The 15,614-nt window shown below is 37.5% G+C and carries 12 protein-coding genes; 11 read left to right on the forward strand and 1 reads right to left on the reverse strand.

Features of this window, described 5'->3' with window-relative positions:
- Window positions 1-16: 16 nt before the first annotated feature.
- From CHRYMOREF3P_RS22610 to argH, 8 genes are all read left to right on the forward strand, one after another.
- Window positions 17-703, forward strand: coding sequence for a GNAT family N-acetyltransferase (locus tag CHRYMOREF3P_RS22610; protein WP_077414894.1), 687 nt, complete (start codon window positions 17-19; stop codon window positions 701-703).
- On the forward strand, window positions 675-1,871 hold the full coding sequence (locus CHRYMOREF3P_RS22615; protein WP_180565571.1) for an argininosuccinate synthase: 1,197 nt from the start codon (window positions 675-677) through the stop codon (window positions 1,869-1,871). Before CHRYMOREF3P_RS22610 ends, CHRYMOREF3P_RS22615 begins: the two co-directional genes overlap by 29 nt.
- Before the next feature lie 36 nt (window positions 1,872-1,907).
- Window positions 1,908-2,873: an N-acetyl-gamma-glutamyl-phosphate reductase gene (argC, locus tag CHRYMOREF3P_RS22620; protein WP_077414890.1), complete on the forward strand. Its 966-nt coding sequence runs from the start codon at window positions 1,908-1,910 to the stop codon at window positions 2,871-2,873.
- 246 nt (window positions 2,874-3,119) lie between these two features.
- Window positions 3,120-4,259, forward strand: a complete 1,140-nt coding sequence (locus CHRYMOREF3P_RS22625; protein WP_180565572.1) for an aspartate aminotransferase family protein — start codon at window positions 3,120-3,122, stop codon at window positions 4,257-4,259.
- A gap of 251 nt (window positions 4,260-4,510) precedes the next feature.
- The gene (locus CHRYMOREF3P_RS22630) at window positions 4,511-5,470 is read left to right on the forward strand and encodes an N-acetylornithine carbamoyltransferase (protein WP_180565573.1); all 960 of its coding nucleotides are present in this window, start codon (window positions 4,511-4,513) and stop codon (window positions 5,468-5,470) included.
- Window positions 5,471-5,561: 91 nt separating this feature from the next.
- Window positions 5,562-6,356 carry an acetylglutamate kinase gene (gene argB, locus CHRYMOREF3P_RS22635; protein ID WP_077414884.1) on the forward strand — a complete coding sequence of 265 codons (795 nt, stop codon included), beginning with the start codon at window positions 5,562-5,564 and terminating at the stop codon, window positions 6,354-6,356.
- Window positions 6,331-7,413 carry a M20 family metallo-hydrolase gene (locus tag CHRYMOREF3P_RS22640; protein ID WP_180565574.1) on the forward strand — a complete coding sequence of 361 codons (1,083 nt, stop codon included), beginning with the start codon at window positions 6,331-6,333 and terminating at the stop codon, window positions 7,411-7,413. Before argB ends, CHRYMOREF3P_RS22640 begins: the two co-directional genes overlap by 26 nt.
- A 255-nt stretch (window positions 7,414-7,668) precedes the next feature.
- Window positions 7,669-8,973 carry an argininosuccinate lyase gene (gene argH, locus CHRYMOREF3P_RS22645; protein WP_077414880.1) on the forward strand — a complete coding sequence of 435 codons (1,305 nt, stop codon included), beginning with the start codon at window positions 7,669-7,671 and terminating at the stop codon, window positions 8,971-8,973.
- A gap of 318 nt (window positions 8,974-9,291) precedes the next feature.
- Here argH and CHRYMOREF3P_RS22650 read toward each other — a convergent pair whose 3' ends face one another.
- Window positions 9,292-9,753, reverse strand: a complete 462-nt coding sequence (locus tag CHRYMOREF3P_RS22650) for an Lrp/AsnC family transcriptional regulator (RefSeq protein ID WP_077414878.1) — start codon at window positions 9,751-9,753, stop codon at window positions 9,292-9,294.
- Window positions 9,754-9,992: 239 nt separating this feature from the next.
- Here CHRYMOREF3P_RS22650 and CHRYMOREF3P_RS22655 point away from each other — a divergent pair, with 239 nt between their 5' ends.
- From CHRYMOREF3P_RS22655 to carB, 3 genes are all read left to right on the forward strand, one after another.
- Window positions 9,993-10,883, forward strand: a complete 891-nt coding sequence (locus CHRYMOREF3P_RS22655; RefSeq protein WP_317169709.1) for an aspartate carbamoyltransferase catalytic subunit — start codon at window positions 9,993-9,995, stop codon at window positions 10,881-10,883.
- 181 nt (window positions 10,884-11,064) lie between these two features.
- Window positions 11,065-12,138, forward strand: coding sequence for a carbamoyl phosphate synthase small subunit (locus CHRYMOREF3P_RS22660; protein WP_180565575.1), 1,074 nt, complete (start codon window positions 11,065-11,067; stop codon window positions 12,136-12,138).
- Window positions 12,139-12,305: 167 nt separating this feature from the next.
- Window positions 12,306-15,488, forward strand: coding sequence for a carbamoyl-phosphate synthase large subunit (carB, locus tag CHRYMOREF3P_RS22665; RefSeq protein ID WP_180565576.1), 3,183 nt, complete (start codon window positions 12,306-12,308; stop codon window positions 15,486-15,488).
- Window positions 15,489-15,614: the final 126 nt, after the last annotated feature.

Consider the following 15,614-nt stretch of genomic DNA (forward strand, 5'->3'; position numbering starts at 1 on the left):
AAAATTAGATAAATAAATGGAAATAGAAATTTCCTCATGCGAACATCTAATGTATGTGAGTGAAATACAGCAGGAAATGTATGATTCTGCACAGCGCAGAGGAACGGGCATCGCAAAACGTTCTATAGAATATTTGAGTAAGAAGATTTCAGAAGGCAACGCTGTGGTAGCCACTGAAAACGGTGAGTGGGTAGGTTTCTGCTATATAGAGACCTGGTCGCATGGGAAGTTTGTGGCTAATTCGGGATTGATAGTATCGCCGAAATTCAGGAACGGGGGCGTAGCAACTCAAATTAAGCAGAGGGTTTTCCAGTTATCTAGAGATAAATATCCGGATGCGAAAGTATTTGGATTGACAACGGGTTTGGCAGTAATGAAAATCAATAGTGATTTAGGATATAAGCCGGTCATCTATTCAGAACTTACCCAGGACGAAGAATTCTGGAGTGGCTGCAAAAACTGTGTGAACTATGAGATTTTAATGATGAAGGAACGCAAAAACTGTTTGTGTACAGCTATGTTGTTTGTTCCTGAAAATGATAAAAAAAAAGAGGTGGTGAATAACCAGCCTGAAAATAAATATAATGAAATGAATCAAACTGATTTTGAGTATTCTGTACAAAAATCCCTTGATGAATTTCATTTGACAACTAAAAAAAATAAAAAGAGTCCAGATGAAAAAGAAAGTCATCTTAGCGTTTAGTGGAGGTTTAGATACTTCCTACTGTGCAAAATATCTTAGTGAAACACTAGGGTATGATGTGTATGCAGTCACCGTAAATACCGGAGGTTTTTCAAAAGAAGAGGAAAAAGAACTGGAAAGAAAAGCTCTAAACCTTGGAGTAAAAGAATACAGGTGCGTAGACGCTCAGGAAGATTATTATAATTCATGTGTGAAATATTTGATTTTCGGGAATGTATTGAAAAATAATACATACCCTCTTTCGGTAAGTGCTGAGCGTACCATTCAGGCGCAGGAAATTGCAAAATATGCAATAGAAGTAAATGCAGATGCTATTGCTCATGGAAGTACAGGAGCTGGAAATGATCAGGTTCGTTTTGATTTGATTTTTCAGGTAATGTGCCCGAATATCGAGATTATTACGCCAATCCGTGATATGGCTCTATCCCGTGAAGAAGAAATTGAGTTTTTGAAAGATCACGGTTATGAAATGGAATTCCAGAAAGCACAATATTCAGTGAATAAAGGACTTTGGGGAACTTCTGTGGGAGGAAAGGAAACTTTGACTTCCAGAAATTACCTGCCGGAAGAAGCTTTTCCATCTCAGATTAAAGAAACTCAGCCTTCAGAACTGGAAATCGAGTTTAAAAACGGAGAAGTGATAGGCGTGAACGGAGAAAGCTTTGAACATTCTGTATCTGCAATTCAAAAAATAGAAGAATTAGCTTCAGCGTATGGAATTGGTCGTGATATTCACGTAGGGGATACCATTGTTGGGATTAAAGGACGAGTGGGATTTGAAGCAGCAGCAGCATCTGTGATCATTAAGGCACATCATTTATTAGAGAAGCATACGCTTTCAAAATATCAGCAAATGATGAAGTCTCAGTTGTCCGACTGGTATGGAAACTGGCTTCATGAAGCGCTTTTCTTAGATCCTGTGATGAGAAATATAGAGTCTTTCCTGGCAGATTCTCAGAAAACAGTCAGTGGAAAAGTATTTGTGACGCTTCATCCATACAGATTTATTCTTAATGGAATTGAATCTGATCATGACCTGATGTCTGATAAATTCGGAAGTTATGGAGAGGCTAACAGAGCTTGGACAGGCGACGATGTGAAAGGATACACAAAGATTGTAAGCAATTCTTTAAATATATACCATCAGATTAACCAGAATATCAACTAGTTCCGAAAGGATGATTTAATGTAAGGCAGAATAAAAATGAAGAAAACAGTAGGAATAATTGGTGCCAACGGTTATACAGGAAGTGAGCTGATACGCTTACTGGCTTTTCATCCCCATGTGACATTGAGTTTTTTATATAGTCGTTCGAATTCGGGAACAAGAATTTCGGATCTGTACCCGGATTTAACGACGGTTTGTGAAATGGTTTTGACAAATAAACCTGAAGACGTAGATGTTCTTTTTCTGTGTCTTCCTCATAAAGAAAGTCAAAGCTGGTTAACTCAACATCCTGTAAAAGATGAAACGCTGGTGATTGATCTCGGAAATGATTTCCGTTTAGATGGGAACTTTGGGAACAGAAATTTTATCTACGGATTACCTGAAATCAATAAAAAACAACTGTCAGAGGCAAAAAGTATTGCCAACCCGGGATGTTTTGCCACAGCAATTCAATTGGCTTTACTGCCATTAGCAGATAAAGAAGTGTTAAATGAAGTTTTTACTACAGGGATTACTGGTTCTACCGGAGCTGGACAGTCTTTGCAGGCAACAACTCATTTTACCTGGAGAAATGATAATGTTTCAGCGTATAAAACATTAACTCATCAGCATGTAGATGAGATTTTACAACAGCTGATTGCATTTAATAATAAAGAAGTAACCCTGAATTTTGTTCCATGGAGAGGGGATTTTGCAAGAGGAATTTTTACAAGTTCCACCATGAAGACGGATTTGACGCTGGAGGAAATAGAACAATTATATCAGGATTTTTATGCGGAGGAGCCTTTTGTTACCGTAAGTAGCAGGGCAATTGATTTAAAGCAGGTTGTCAATACTAATCGCTGTGTGATTCAGATCGAAAAGAGTGGAAATGTTGCCGTTATTCATTCAGCGATTGACAATTTGTTAAAAGGTGCTTCAGGGCAGGCAGTCCAGAACATGAATCTGGCAATGAAATGGGAAGAAAATGCAGGGTTAAACTTAAAACCAATAGCGTTTTAAATTGACAATTTAAATTAGAAGTAAATATGACTTAGGAAAATGGAGCGTTAAGAAAATTAATTCTATGAACGTTAAGAAAATTCTACTGTTTGAAGTGCGAGGCAAATATTTAGCCGAAGAACTAATCTAGGATTCGCACAAGTTTTAGAATTTTTAGAGAATAGAACTAATTTTTAGCGGAAGTTTCCAGGTCTTGAACTTTTGTTTCTTTTGTTTTAAGACAAAAGAAAAATAAAAAATAAAAAAATGAATTTATTCAACGTCTATCCATTATTCAATATAAATCCGGTTAAAGCTCAGGGATCTTTTCTTTGGGATGATAAAGGAGGGCAGTATCTTGATTTTTACGGAGGTCATGCTGTCATTTCCATTGGGCACAACCATCCATATTATCAAAATAAGTTAAAAGATCAGCTGGAAAAAATTTCTTTCTATTCCAATTCGGTTCAGAATGAATTGCAGACTGAACTCGCAGAAAAACTAGGGAAACTTTCCGGATATGAAGAGTATAACCTTTTCTTGTGCAATTCGGGAGCGGAAGCCAATGAAAATGCATTGAAACTGGCTTCATTTCATAATGGCAAAAGCAAAGTGCTGTATTTTTCAGGTTCATTCCACGGAAGAACTTCTGCAGCGGTTTCGGTGACCGACAACCCAAAAATTGTTGCTCCGGTTAACTTTTCAGAAAGATTTATCAAATCAGAATGGAATGATGTGCAGCAGCTTGAAGAGACTTTTGAGAAGAATGGAAATGAAATTTCTTCTGTCATCATTGAAGGTATTCAGGGAGTAGGTGGAATTATGATTCCTACGCCGGAATTCTTATCTAAAATTAAAGAACTATGCGAAAAATATGAGGCGGTTCTTATTTTGGATGAAGTACAATCAGGATATGGAAGAAGTGGATATTTCTTTGCTCATCAGGAGTTCGGAGTTGAAGCAGATATTATTACAACGGCAAAAGGAATGGGAAATGGTTTCCCGGTAGGCGGAGTTTTGATCCATCCTAAATTCCAGGCGAGCAACGGTTTGCTGGGAACTACATTTGGAGGAAATCATCTTGCCTGTGCAGCTTCAATTGCTGTGCTTGACGTGATGAAAGATGAAAATCTTATTGAAAATGCTCAGGAAATGGGCGAATATATTGAAAATGAAATTAAAGATTTACCACATATTAAATCCATCCGAAGGAAAGGGCTGATGATCGGAATAGAACTCGATAGAGACTGTTCGGAAATAAGGAAAAGTTTATTGTTCGATCATCATATTTTCACAGGAAACTCTAATGATAAAACTGTCTTAAGGATTCTTCCGGCACTGAATATCAAAAAAGAGGAAACGGATCTTTTCATCAATGCTTTGAAAACAGTATTGGTGAGTATTTAAAAGCAAAAGGCCAAAATTATAAAAAGGGTTAAAAGCTTAGAATATTACACAATGTTTGTCATTCTGAATGGAACAAGTGAAATGAAGAATCTATAAAATAATGTAGAGATCTTCCTTCGTCAGAATGACAAAACAACCGTCCATTGCTGAATGAAACGCCTTTGCGAACGAAAAAAATTAGTGAAAAACTTAGCGGTTTTGTGTTGAAATTCTCAAAAAATGTGTAAAAAAATCTTTAAAATTAATTCGAAATGAAAAAATTTACCTCTGTAAGTGATGTTGAAAACTTACAGGAAATCATAAAAAAAGCTTTACAAATAAAAGCAGCTCCCCTTACCGAAACGGAAAAAGGAAAGGGAAAAACAATTGGACTTGTATTTTTAAATTCAAGCTTAAGAACCCGTCTCAGCAGTCAGATTGCAGCACAAAACCTGGGGTTGAATGTGCTGACATTAAATGCTGCACAGGAAGCCTGGAATTTAGAGTTTGCTGACGGAGCTGTCATGAACGGAGATACCGTAGAGCATATCAAAGATGCAATTGAAGTTTTAAATCAATATTGTGATATCATTGCTGTGCGTTGTTTTGCAGGAATGAAGAGCAAAGAAGATGATGTAAATGAAAGCATCTTGAGCCAGTTTGAAAAACATGCAAAAGTTCCTGTAATCTCATTGGAATCTGCAACCCGTCACCCGCTGCAAAGTCTGGCAGACTGTATTACGATTACAGAAAGCTGGAAAAAAGAACATAAACCAAAAGTGGTATTGACCTGGGCGCCACACATCAAACCTATTGCACATGCCGTTGGAAACTCTTTTGCGGAGTGGATGCAGGAAATGGATGTAGAGTTGGTAATTGCCAATCCTGAAGGATATGATTTGGATAAAAACTTCACTAAAGATGTGAAAGTAATCCATGATCAGGACGAGGCGTTAAAAGATGCAGATTTTATCTATGTAAAAAACTGGTCTTCTTTTGATGATTATGCAGCAATGCCTGAAGTGAAAGGTGACTGGATGCTTACCAATGAAAAATTGGCCAATACCAACGACGCAAAGGTAATGCACTGTCTTCCGGTCCGCCGTAATGTTGAGTTGAGTGATGAGGTGATGGATGGAGACCATTCTATTATTTATCAGCAGGCAAAAAACCGTATTTTCTCTGCACAGGCTGTGTTCAGTGAAATTTTAGATGAGCTGCATGCCGGATAATTTTTTTAATTCAGAATCTTGATCCTTGTCAAGGTTTTAAACCTTGATAAGGATCAAGGATAGAAAAGTAAGGATCTCAAAAAATTTACAAATGAAAGAAAAGTTATACATCATAAAAATTGGCGGAGCTTTAATTGATGATGAAGAGTTGTTAACCCAATTCTTAGAACAATTTTCTGAAATTCAGGAAAAGAAGATCCTTGTTCATGGCGGAGGAAAGTTGGCTACAACATTAGCGGATAAACTGGGTGTTGAACAGAAAATGATCAACGGAAGGAGGATTACGGATAAAGAAACACTGGATATTGTAACCATGGTATATGCAGGGGGAATCAATAAAAATATTGTTGAAAAGCTGCAGCAGAAAAAATGCAATGCCATAGGATTCTCCGGTGCAGATGGGAATCTGATCAAAGCCAAAAAAAGAGAAGATCCTGAGATAGATTTCGGATTTGTGGGAGATATCAATAAGAAAAGCGTGAATAAAAAGCTGGTTTCAAAATTAATGAAACTGAATCTTGTTCCTGTATTTTCAGCGATTACCCACGATAGAAAAGGAAATCTCTTCAATACCAATGCAGATACCATTGCATCTGTAATGGCGCAAGCTCTTTCAGAGAAATATGAAGTTGAACTGTTGTATTGTTTTGATAAAGAAGGTGTTTTAGAAGATGTGAACGACCCCGAATCAGTGATCAAAAGTGTTACAGCAGGAGAGTTTGCGGTATTAAAAGAAGAAGGAAAGCTTCACAAAGGGATTTTACCCAAACTTGAAAATGCGCTTGGAGCGATAAAAAATAATGTAGATAAAGTGTTTCTGATTAAAGAAACAGAACTGAAAAACCATATAGAAAATCATCATGCAGGAACTGAAATCTGTTTATAATAAAGAAGAATTATTGAATAATGCGGTCGGATTGCTTAAAAATTTGATTGAGATTCCTTCATTCAGTAAAGATGAATTCAGTACCTCAGTAGAAATTGAGAACTTTTTCGCAAAACATCAGATTCCTGCGAAGCGTTTTAAAAACAACATCTGGGCAGTGAATAAACACTTTGATGTGTTTAAACCTTCCGTTTTACTGAATACGCATCATGATACCGTAAAACCTAATAAAGCTTACACGCTGGATCCTTTTGTTCCTGTTGAAAAAGACGGGAAACTGTTTGGATTGGGAAGCAATGATGCCGGAGCTTCTCTGGTTTCTATGGCGCAGGTTTTTTTACACTTTTATGATAAAGAAGATTTAAAATATAATTTAGTTATTGCTTTGACGGCAGAGGAGGAGATTTCAGGATTTGATGGAATTGAAGCACTGTTTCCGCAGCTACCCAACGTAGAACTCGCCATTGTAGGAGAACCCACACAGATGAATCTGGCGATTGCAGAAAAAGGACTTCTTGTGATTGATGGAGAAATGAAAGGGACTCCTTCTCATGCCGCTCATCCTAATCATGATAACTCGATTATAAAATGTATGCAGGATCTCCAGAATATTTTAGCCTTTAAATTTCCAAAGGTTTCAGAATACCTGGGAGAGGTTAAAGTTACTTTATCAGGTATTCATGCGGGAGTCCAGCACAATGTCGTTCCAGAGTCGTGTAATTTCACACTGGATGTGAGAGTGACAGACGAATATTCCAATCAGGAAGCATTTGAAATTATCCAGTCTCAGATGAAATCTACTTTGACAGCAAGATCATTCAGACTGAATTCTTCAAAAATTGAAATGGATCATCCGTTTGTAAAAGCAGGAATTGAGATCGGCAGGAGAACGTACGGTTCGCCCACCTCTTCAGATCAGGCGATTATTCCATGTACATCCGTAAAAATGGGACCTGGAGACAGTAGGCGCTCTCACACTGCAGATGAATTTATCTATATCCATGAAATAGAAGAAGGAATAGAAATCTACATCAGAATTTTAGAAAAAGTGTTATAAATAATGGAAGAATGAAGCAGAAAGATGGAAGTTATAGAGTTTGTAATTCGCTTCCAGCCATCAGTTTCAGGTTTCCAGCTCAATATATGTTTTGACTCTGTCCGGCAGGCATTAGAAGTTTAGTTTTTAATAAGATTTATGCAAAAAGAAAATTAAAAATGAAAGCTTCACAAGGAAATGTTTTTTTATAGTTAATAGTAATAAGGATTGCCTTGCCGGGCATGTCAAAATCAATCAGTATTTTAAATAAATCATATGAAAAAAATATGGCAGAAGGATGACCTTGCCACCAATATATTAGTCAATAATTTTACCGTTGGGAAAGATCTTGACTTTGACGAGCGTTTGGCCAAATATGATGTCAAAGGTTCTATGGCACATTGCAAAATGTTAGCAGAAACCGGGATTATTTCCCAGGAAGAATCAGAGCAGATGTTATCTGTTTTAAATAGTATTTTACATAAAATTGAAGACGGTAGTTTTGAAATTGATAAAGATGCTGAGGATATCCATTCTCAGATAGAAGCTATTCTCATTGAAGAATTAGGAGATACGGGAAAGAAAATCCATACCGCAAGATCAAGAAATGATCAGGTTTTGTTGGATATCAAGCTGTATTTATTAGATGAAATCCGTGAGATAACAGCTCTTACCGACGAGTTTTTCCAGATTTTAATTCAACTGGCGGATCAGCATAAAAATGTGTTGCTTCCTGGATATACCCATTTGCAGATTGCAATGCCTTCCTCATTCGGATTGTGGTTTGGTGCTTATGCTGAAGCACTTTTGGATGATGTGGAAATGCTGTTTTCAGTGAAGAATATCATTAATAAAAATCCGTTGGGATCAGCTGCCGGCTATGGTTCATCTTTTCCGATCAACCGTGAAAGTACGACCTATAATTTAGGATTCCAGTCCATGAATTATAATTCTGTGTATGCTCAGATGACCCGTGGAAAGTCGGAAAAAATGCTGGCAATGTCAATGGCAACTTTAGCGGGAACGCTTGGGAAGTTTGCGTATGATGTATGTCTGTATTTGAACCAAAATTTTAATTTCATCAGCTTCCCAAAAGAATTTACCACAGGAAGCAGTATTATGCCTCATAAAAAGAATCCGGATATCTTTGAGCTGGTTCGTGCACGATGCAACAGAATTCAGTCACTTCCGAATGAACTTATTTTATTGACAAACAATCTGCCTTCAGGATATCACAGAGATGTACAGCTTACGAAAGAAATTCTTTTCCCTGCGATAGATTCTTTAAAGGAATGTCTGGAAATCCTAAGCTATACTTTACCGAATATTCAGGTAAAAGACGGAATTCTGGAAGATGAGAAATACAAATATCTTTTCAGCGTAGAAAAGATCAATGAAGAGGTGAAAAGCGGAAGCTCATTCCGTGATGCTTATGTGAAAGTAGGACAGGAGATTGAAAGCAATGCGTTTGAGTTTGAACCTGGAAACCTTGAACATACCCATCAGGGAAGTATCGGAAATCTTTGTCTGGGTAAAATAGAATATCAGTTCAATAAATTGAAAAATAAATTATTGGGTTAGAATCTAAGCCATTAAGGTCAATAAAAACTTAAGCAAAAATCAGTAGAATTTCTAAATTATTTTAGCCTGCTGCCTTTTCGTTGTGAAAGCCTTAATCTTTAAATCTTATCTGCTTAAGTGATCTTAATGGCTTAATTGTAATCCTGCTCTTTGAATTTGATGATTGATTGTAACTGAACTATTAAGGAAGATGAAGACTTTAAGGTAAGGTAAGAAAATCCGGAATTTTTTAGCCGCATAGTTTTAAAATTCGCATGCGAATTCTTTAATTATTCTTCACCTTTTAAAAGTTCTTAATGGTTTAAAAATAAAAGGGATTTATTCCAGGTCAATTTTAAACTTGGTAGATTTTTTTACCTCGTGAAGTACAATAGAACTATGGTATTGTCCGATGTTAGGAATGTTTGAAATGACATTAACGGCAAATTCATTATACGAATTAATGTCTTTGGCTATAATTTTCAGCATATAGTCATACTCTCCGGAAAGACTGATGATTTCCTGTACTTCATCATATTTTCCGATATGCTCCTCAAAGGTTTCCAATACTTTCTTGGATTGTTCCTTGAGACGGACATTACAGTAGACTACAATATTTAATCCCAGTTTTTCACGGTTTAAAAGTCCTACATATTTCTGAATGATCCCCTGCTTCTCCAATTGTTTGATTCGCTCATACGTAGGAGTAAAGGTAAGACCAATTTTTTCGGAAATTTCCTTAACCGATAATGTAGAGTCTTCCTGAATAATGCTGAGAATCATTTTGTCTTTTAAATCCATAAAATAAATTGAGTTGTAACAAAAATATTAATTTAAAATGAGAATAAGGAAATACTGAGGTTTTTAATTTATTTTAAACTTTGTTTTTGTAGGTTCATAAAATTGTTGTATCTTTGCACCTAATGAATAAAAAAGCATTTATATCATTAGATTTACCGGGCGAAAGCGCCCTTTACGATATTTATTGTTATTAGCGAAGATTGTTGTCTTCGCTTTTTTTATGCCCAAAAATAAGAATTATGTTTACGATTACAGAACTAAGCACCGAGAGAATCAACAGTATACTGACAGAAGCGATGGCTTTTGCGAACGGTAAAACTGCTAAAATTGAAGGAGAAGTTTTTTGCTCAAACCTTTTCTTCGAAGACAGTACAAGAACGAAAACAAGTTTTGATCTTGCAGAAAGAAAACTGGGACTTCAGGTAGTTCCGTTTGATGCATCACACAGTTCGGTAAACAAAGGAGAAAGCCTTTATGACACAGTAAAGACCATTGAAAGTATAGGAGTAAACCTTGTGGTGATCCGCGATAAGAAAGACAGATACTTCGAAGAACTGAAAAATATTAAGATTCCTGTGATCAACGGTGGAGACGGAACAGGAAACCATCCTTCACAGTGTATGCTGGATCTGATGACCATCTATCAGGAATTCGGAAAGTTTGAAGGATTAAAAGTAGGAATTGTAGGTGATGTAAAACACAGCCGTGTTGCCAATTCAAATGCGGAAGCTTTAAGAAGATTAGGCGCTAAAGTATACTTCTCAGGACCTGAACAGTGGTTTGACGAAGGAGCTTTAATCAACGGAACTTATATGTCAGTAGATGAACTGATCGGCGAAGTGGATGTTTTAATGCTATTAAGAATCCAGCATGAAAGACACGATGCTGCCATGAGTTTCACCGCTTCAGAATATCATAAAAGATATGGTCTGACGAAAGAAAGAGAGAAGGCGATGAAAAAAGAAGCAATCATCATGCACCCGGCGCCTATCAACAGGGGAGTGGAAATAGATTCAGACCTCGTAGAATGCGAAAGATCAAGAATCTTTAAACAAATGGAAAACGGTGTCTTCGCCAGGATGGCCATTTTGAAAGAAGCATTGGAAGAAAAAGGGTTTACCTTTAAATAAGAGCAAAGGTAAAAGAACCAAGTTAAAAGTAGAAGGTAAAAGATAGTGAGCTCCGTAGGAGCGGCCTGTTAATAGCAATGGGTGAAGCCCATAGAAAACAAAAGGATAATGATAATCCTAGCCCTGTAAGGGCGACCTGTTAATGACATATAAATAAAATAATAAGAGATAAAAGTTTAAAATGAAGAAAAAATTAATACTGGAGTCCGGTGAAGTGTTTCATGGAGAAGGTTTCGGAGCAGAATTGGAAACTGCAGGGGAAGTAGTTTTCAATACCGGAATGACAGGATATCAGGAATTGATTTCTGACCCGTCGTATTGCGGTCAGATAGTTTGTATGACCTATCCGCTTATCGGAAATTATGGTATTAACCGTGATGATTATGAAAGTATTGAGCCGGCAATTAAAGGACTTATCGTAAAAGAACTTTGCGATCTTCCTTCCAATTTCCGTACTCAGATTACTTTAGATGAATTATTTAAAAAGAAAAACCTTTCAGGAATTTCAGGAATTGATACAAGAAGACTGACAAGAATTCTTCGTAACTATGGAGTTGTAAAAGGAAAAATCGTAAATGCTGATGCTGATGAAGCTGCTGTAGCTTCTGAATTGAAATCAACAAATTTCCCAACCAATCAGGTAGAAGAGGTTTCAACAAAAACACCTTATGCTAACCCGAACAGAGGTTTCAAAGTAGTGTTGGTAGACTTCGGTGCAAAACTGGGGATTATCAGAGAGCTGTCTCAAAGAAACTGTGATATCATTGTAGTTTCTCAGGATACAACAGCAGAAGAAATCTTATTGATGGATCCTGACGGAATCATGCTTTCAAACGGTCCTGGTGACCCGGAAGATGTACCACATGCTTTAGATATGATCAGAGGATTATTAGGAAAAGTTCCCATCTTCGGAATCTGTTTAGGACACCAATTGATTGGCCTTGCTTGTGGAGCGAAAACTTTCAAACTGAAATTCGGACACAGAGGAGGAAACCACCCGGTATTGGATTTAGAGAAAAATACAGTAGCCATTACTTCTCAAAACCATGGATATGCGGTAGATCAGGAAAGCTTAAAAGGAACAGACCTTATCGAAACGCACATCGCTTTGAATGACAGAACAAATGAAGGATTAAAACATAAAATCCACCCTTGTTTCTCAGTTCAGTATCACCCTGAAGCAAGCCCGGGCCCTGAAGATGCAAACTACCTGTTTGATGAGTTCATTCAAATGATGGAGGACTTTAAAAAATAATACGGCTTTCTGTCATTCAGAACGAAGCAATAGCGGAGTGAAGAATCTCAACAAAGTATGTTTAGATTCCTGCGGAATGACAAAGTGTGTTAATTCAATCTAAATAAAGCATTATGCTAAAAGTCTAAGATCTATGTATCTAACTTCTAGTATCTAAAAAAAGAAAAATGGCAAAACGTACAGATATAAAAACAATTTTAGTAATCGGTTCAGGACCTATCATCATTGGTCAGGCAGCTGAATTTGATTACGCAGGAACGCAGGCTTGCCTGTCTTTGAAAGAAGAAGGCTATAAGGTGATTTTGATCAACTCGAATCCTGCAACAATCATGACAGATGTGGAAATCGCTGATAAAGTATATATCGAACCGATTTCATTACAGTTTGTAAGCCACATCATCAGAAAAGAACGTCCGGATGCATTATTACCAACGCTTGGAGGACAGACAGGTCTGAATATGGCGGTAGAACTGGAAAAATCAGGAATTCTTGAAGAATGCAAAGTGGAAGTATTGGGTACTACACTTTCTGCAATCAACAGAGCAGAAGACAGAGACCTTTTCCGTGAGTTGATGAGAGAATTGAATGAGCCGGTTCCGGAATCTGATATCGTTAATACGGTAGAAGGAGCACTTGCTTTCGCAGACGAAATCGGGTATCCTGTAATTGTTCGCCCTGCCTTTACAATGGGAGGAACAGGAGGAGGTATTGCTTCCAATGAGGTAGAATTGAAAGAAATTGCCGAATTAGGATTAAAGCATAGTCCGGTTACACAATGTTTGATTGAAAAATCAATCGCTGGTTTCAAAGAAATAGAATACGAAGTAATGCGTGATGCAAACGACAACGCCATTGTGGTTTGTAACATGGAAAATATTGACCCGGTAGGAGTTCACACAGGAGATTCTATCGTAGTAGCACCTTCTCAGACCCTTTCAGACAGAGAGTATCAGTTACTGAGAAATGCTTCATTAAAAATCATCAGAGCGTTAGGAATTGAAGGAGGATGTAACGTACAGTTAGCTTTAGATCCGGATTCATTCGAATATTATATCATCGAGGTAAACCCAAGAGTTTCCCGCTCATCAGCTTTAGCAAGTAAAGCAACAGGATACCCGATTGCAAAGATCGCAGCAAAAATTGCAGTAGGATTAACGCTGGATGAAATCATGAACCCGGTAACTGGAAAAACATACGCATGTTTTGAGCCCGCACTGGATTATGTGGTAACCAAATTCCCAAGATTCCCATTCGATAAATTTGAAACTGCAGACAGAAGACTTTCTACTCAGATGAAAGCAACTGGTGAAGTAATGGCGATCGGAAGAAACCTTGAAGAATCTTTACAGAAAGCGATCCGTTCATTAGAAACAGGAATCAAGCATTTAGGATTAAAAACAAAACAAGCGGAAGCACTTACTGCTGAGGAAATTGAAAGAAGAATCAGAGTATGTGATGATGAGAGATTATTCATCATCGGAGATGCTTTAAGAAGAGGATACGACTGGGAACAGATTGTAGAATGGAGTAAAATTGATAAATTCTTCATCTGGAAACTGAAAAAGCTGGTTGACTTCGAAAAAGTAATTGCTGCCAATAAATTTGATAAAGAAACATTAATTGAAGCTAAGAAATTAGGTTTTGCAGATATCAATATCGCGGTTCTTTGGGATGTAAAAGAACGTGAGGTTTTCAATTTCAGAAAAGAAAACGGAATAATGCCGGTTTTCAAAATGGTAGACACTTGTGCTGCTGAGTTTGAAAGTGAAACACCTTATTTCTACGGAACTTACGAAGAAGAGAACGAAAGTGTTGTTTCAGATAAAGAAAAGATCATCGTACTAGGTTCCGGACCTATCAGAATCGGACAGGGAGTTGAGTTTGATTACGCTACGGTTCACTCAGTATGGGCGATCAAAGAAATGGGTTACGAAGCGATTATCATCAACAACAACCCTGAAACAGTTTCTACAGACTTCTCCATCTCTGATAAACTATACTTCGAGCCACTTACAGAAGAAGATGTAATGAACATCATCGACCTTGAAAAACCTAAAGGAGTAGTTGTACAGTTCGGAGGACAAACCGCGATTAACCTTGCAGATAAATTAGCATCTCACGGAGTACAGATTTTAGGAACTTCACTGGAAGACCTTGACAGAGCTGAAAACAGAGATAAATTTGAAAAAGCACTTCAGGAGATGGGAATTCCTCAGCCAAAAGGAAGAACTTCTACCTCAAAAGAAGAAGCTATAGAAATTGCTAACGAGATCGGCTATCCGGTATTGGTACGTCCAAGCTACGTTCTTGGAGGTAGAGCAATGGAAATTGTATACGCAGAAGCAGAACTGGCTCACTATATGGAGAACGCTGTAGAGGCGAGCCCTGAGCACCCTGTTTTGGTTGACAAGTACATGGTAGGAAAGGAGATTGAAGTAGATGCCATCTGTGACGGTGAAACAGTAGTGATTCCGGGAATTATGGAACATATCGAAAGAGCGGGAGTTCACTCCGGAGACTCTATTGCGGTATATCCACCACAGAATATCTCTCAGAACGAAATCGATACTTTGGTAGATTATACAGAAAGGCTGGCAAAAGGATTAAAGGTGATCGGATTAATGAATATCCAATACGTTCTTTTTGAAGGAAATGTATATGTAATCGAAGTAAATCCTCGTTCTTCAAGAACAGTTCCTTTCTTATCTAAAATCACAGAAGTTCCAATGGCTAACCTTGCAACAAAGGCAATCTTAGGACAAAAACTGAAAGATTTAGGATACAAAAACGGATTGGTTCCAAACAAAGAAGGCGTATTTGTAAAAGTACCGGTATTTTCTTTCTCTAAACTAACGAAAGTTGACATCTCTTTAGGCCCTGAAATGAAGTCTACAGGAGAGGTTATGGGGAAAGATACAACCCTTGAAAAAGCATTGTACAAAGGATTGGTAGCAGCAGGAAGAAAAGTTCCTATGCACGGTTCTATCCTTTTCACAGTAGCAGATAAGCACAAAGATGAGGCAGCAGCTCTTGCAGCAAGATTCCATGAAGTAGGATTCAGAATCTGGGCTACAGAAGGTACTGCAAAATTCTTCGGAGAAAAGGGAATTCCTTGCAAAATAGGATACAAAATAGGAGAAGAAAGTGTAAACCTTATCGATCTTATTCAGAAAGGAAAAGTTCAGTATGTTGTGAATACCACTACAAAAGGTAAGCAGGCAGAAAGAGACGGATTCCAGATCAGAAGAATGAGCGTAGAAAATGGTGTTCCTTGTTTAACTTCAATGGATACTGTAGAAGCAATCTTAAAAGTAATCGAAAGCATGAGCTTCAAAATGGAGACGATGTAATTTCGAGTAAAAATACATACCATATACCCCGCAAGAAAACTTGCGGGGTTTTTTGTGTCCTTAATATAAATACCACAAAAGGGTAATTGACGCATGATTCCGTATAAAGTACTTTTGATGAGTCAT

Source organism: Chryseobacterium sp. JV274, from assembly GCF_903969135.1.
Classification (GTDB): Bacteria; Bacteroidota; Bacteroidia; order Flavobacteriales; family Weeksellaceae; genus Chryseobacterium.

Excerpts from the sequence above, each read along its gene's own strand:
- CHRYMOREF3P_RS22640 (WP_180565574.1), top strand. The coding sequence starts at position 6,331 with ATGCAGGAACTGAAATCTGTTTATAATAAAGAAGAATTATTGAATAAT.
- argH (WP_077414880.1), top strand. The coding sequence starts at position 7,669 with ATGAAAAAAATATGGCAGAAGGATGACCTTGCCACCAATATATTAGTC.
- CHRYMOREF3P_RS22630 (WP_180565573.1), top strand. The coding sequence starts at position 4,511 with ATGAAAAAATTTACCTCTGTAAGTGATGTTGAAAACTTACAGGAAATC.
- CHRYMOREF3P_RS22650 (WP_077414878.1), bottom strand. The coding sequence starts at position 9,753 with ATGGATTTAAAAGACAAAATGATTCTCAGCATTATTCAGGAAGACTCT.
- argC (WP_077414890.1), top strand. The coding sequence starts at position 1,908 with ATGAAGAAAACAGTAGGAATAATTGGTGCCAACGGTTATACAGGAAGT.
- CHRYMOREF3P_RS22655 (WP_317169709.1), top strand. The coding sequence starts at position 9,993 with ATGTTTACGATTACAGAACTAAGCACCGAGAGAATCAACAGTATACTG.
- CHRYMOREF3P_RS22610 (WP_077414894.1), top strand. The coding sequence starts at position 17 with ATGGAAATAGAAATTTCCTCATGCGAACATCTAATGTATGTGAGTGAA.
- CHRYMOREF3P_RS22660 (WP_180565575.1), top strand. The coding sequence starts at position 11,065 with ATGAAGAAAAAATTAATACTGGAGTCCGGTGAAGTGTTTCATGGAGAA.
- CHRYMOREF3P_RS22625 (WP_180565572.1), top strand. The coding sequence starts at position 3,120 with ATGAATTTATTCAACGTCTATCCATTATTCAATATAAATCCGGTTAAA.
- argB (WP_077414884.1), top strand. The coding sequence starts at position 5,562 with ATGAAAGAAAAGTTATACATCATAAAAATTGGCGGAGCTTTAATTGAT.
- CHRYMOREF3P_RS22615 (WP_180565571.1), top strand. The coding sequence starts at position 675 with ATGAAAAAGAAAGTCATCTTAGCGTTTAGTGGAGGTTTAGATACTTCC.
- carB (WP_180565576.1), top strand. The coding sequence starts at position 12,306 with ATGGCAAAACGTACAGATATAAAAACAATTTTAGTAATCGGTTCAGGA.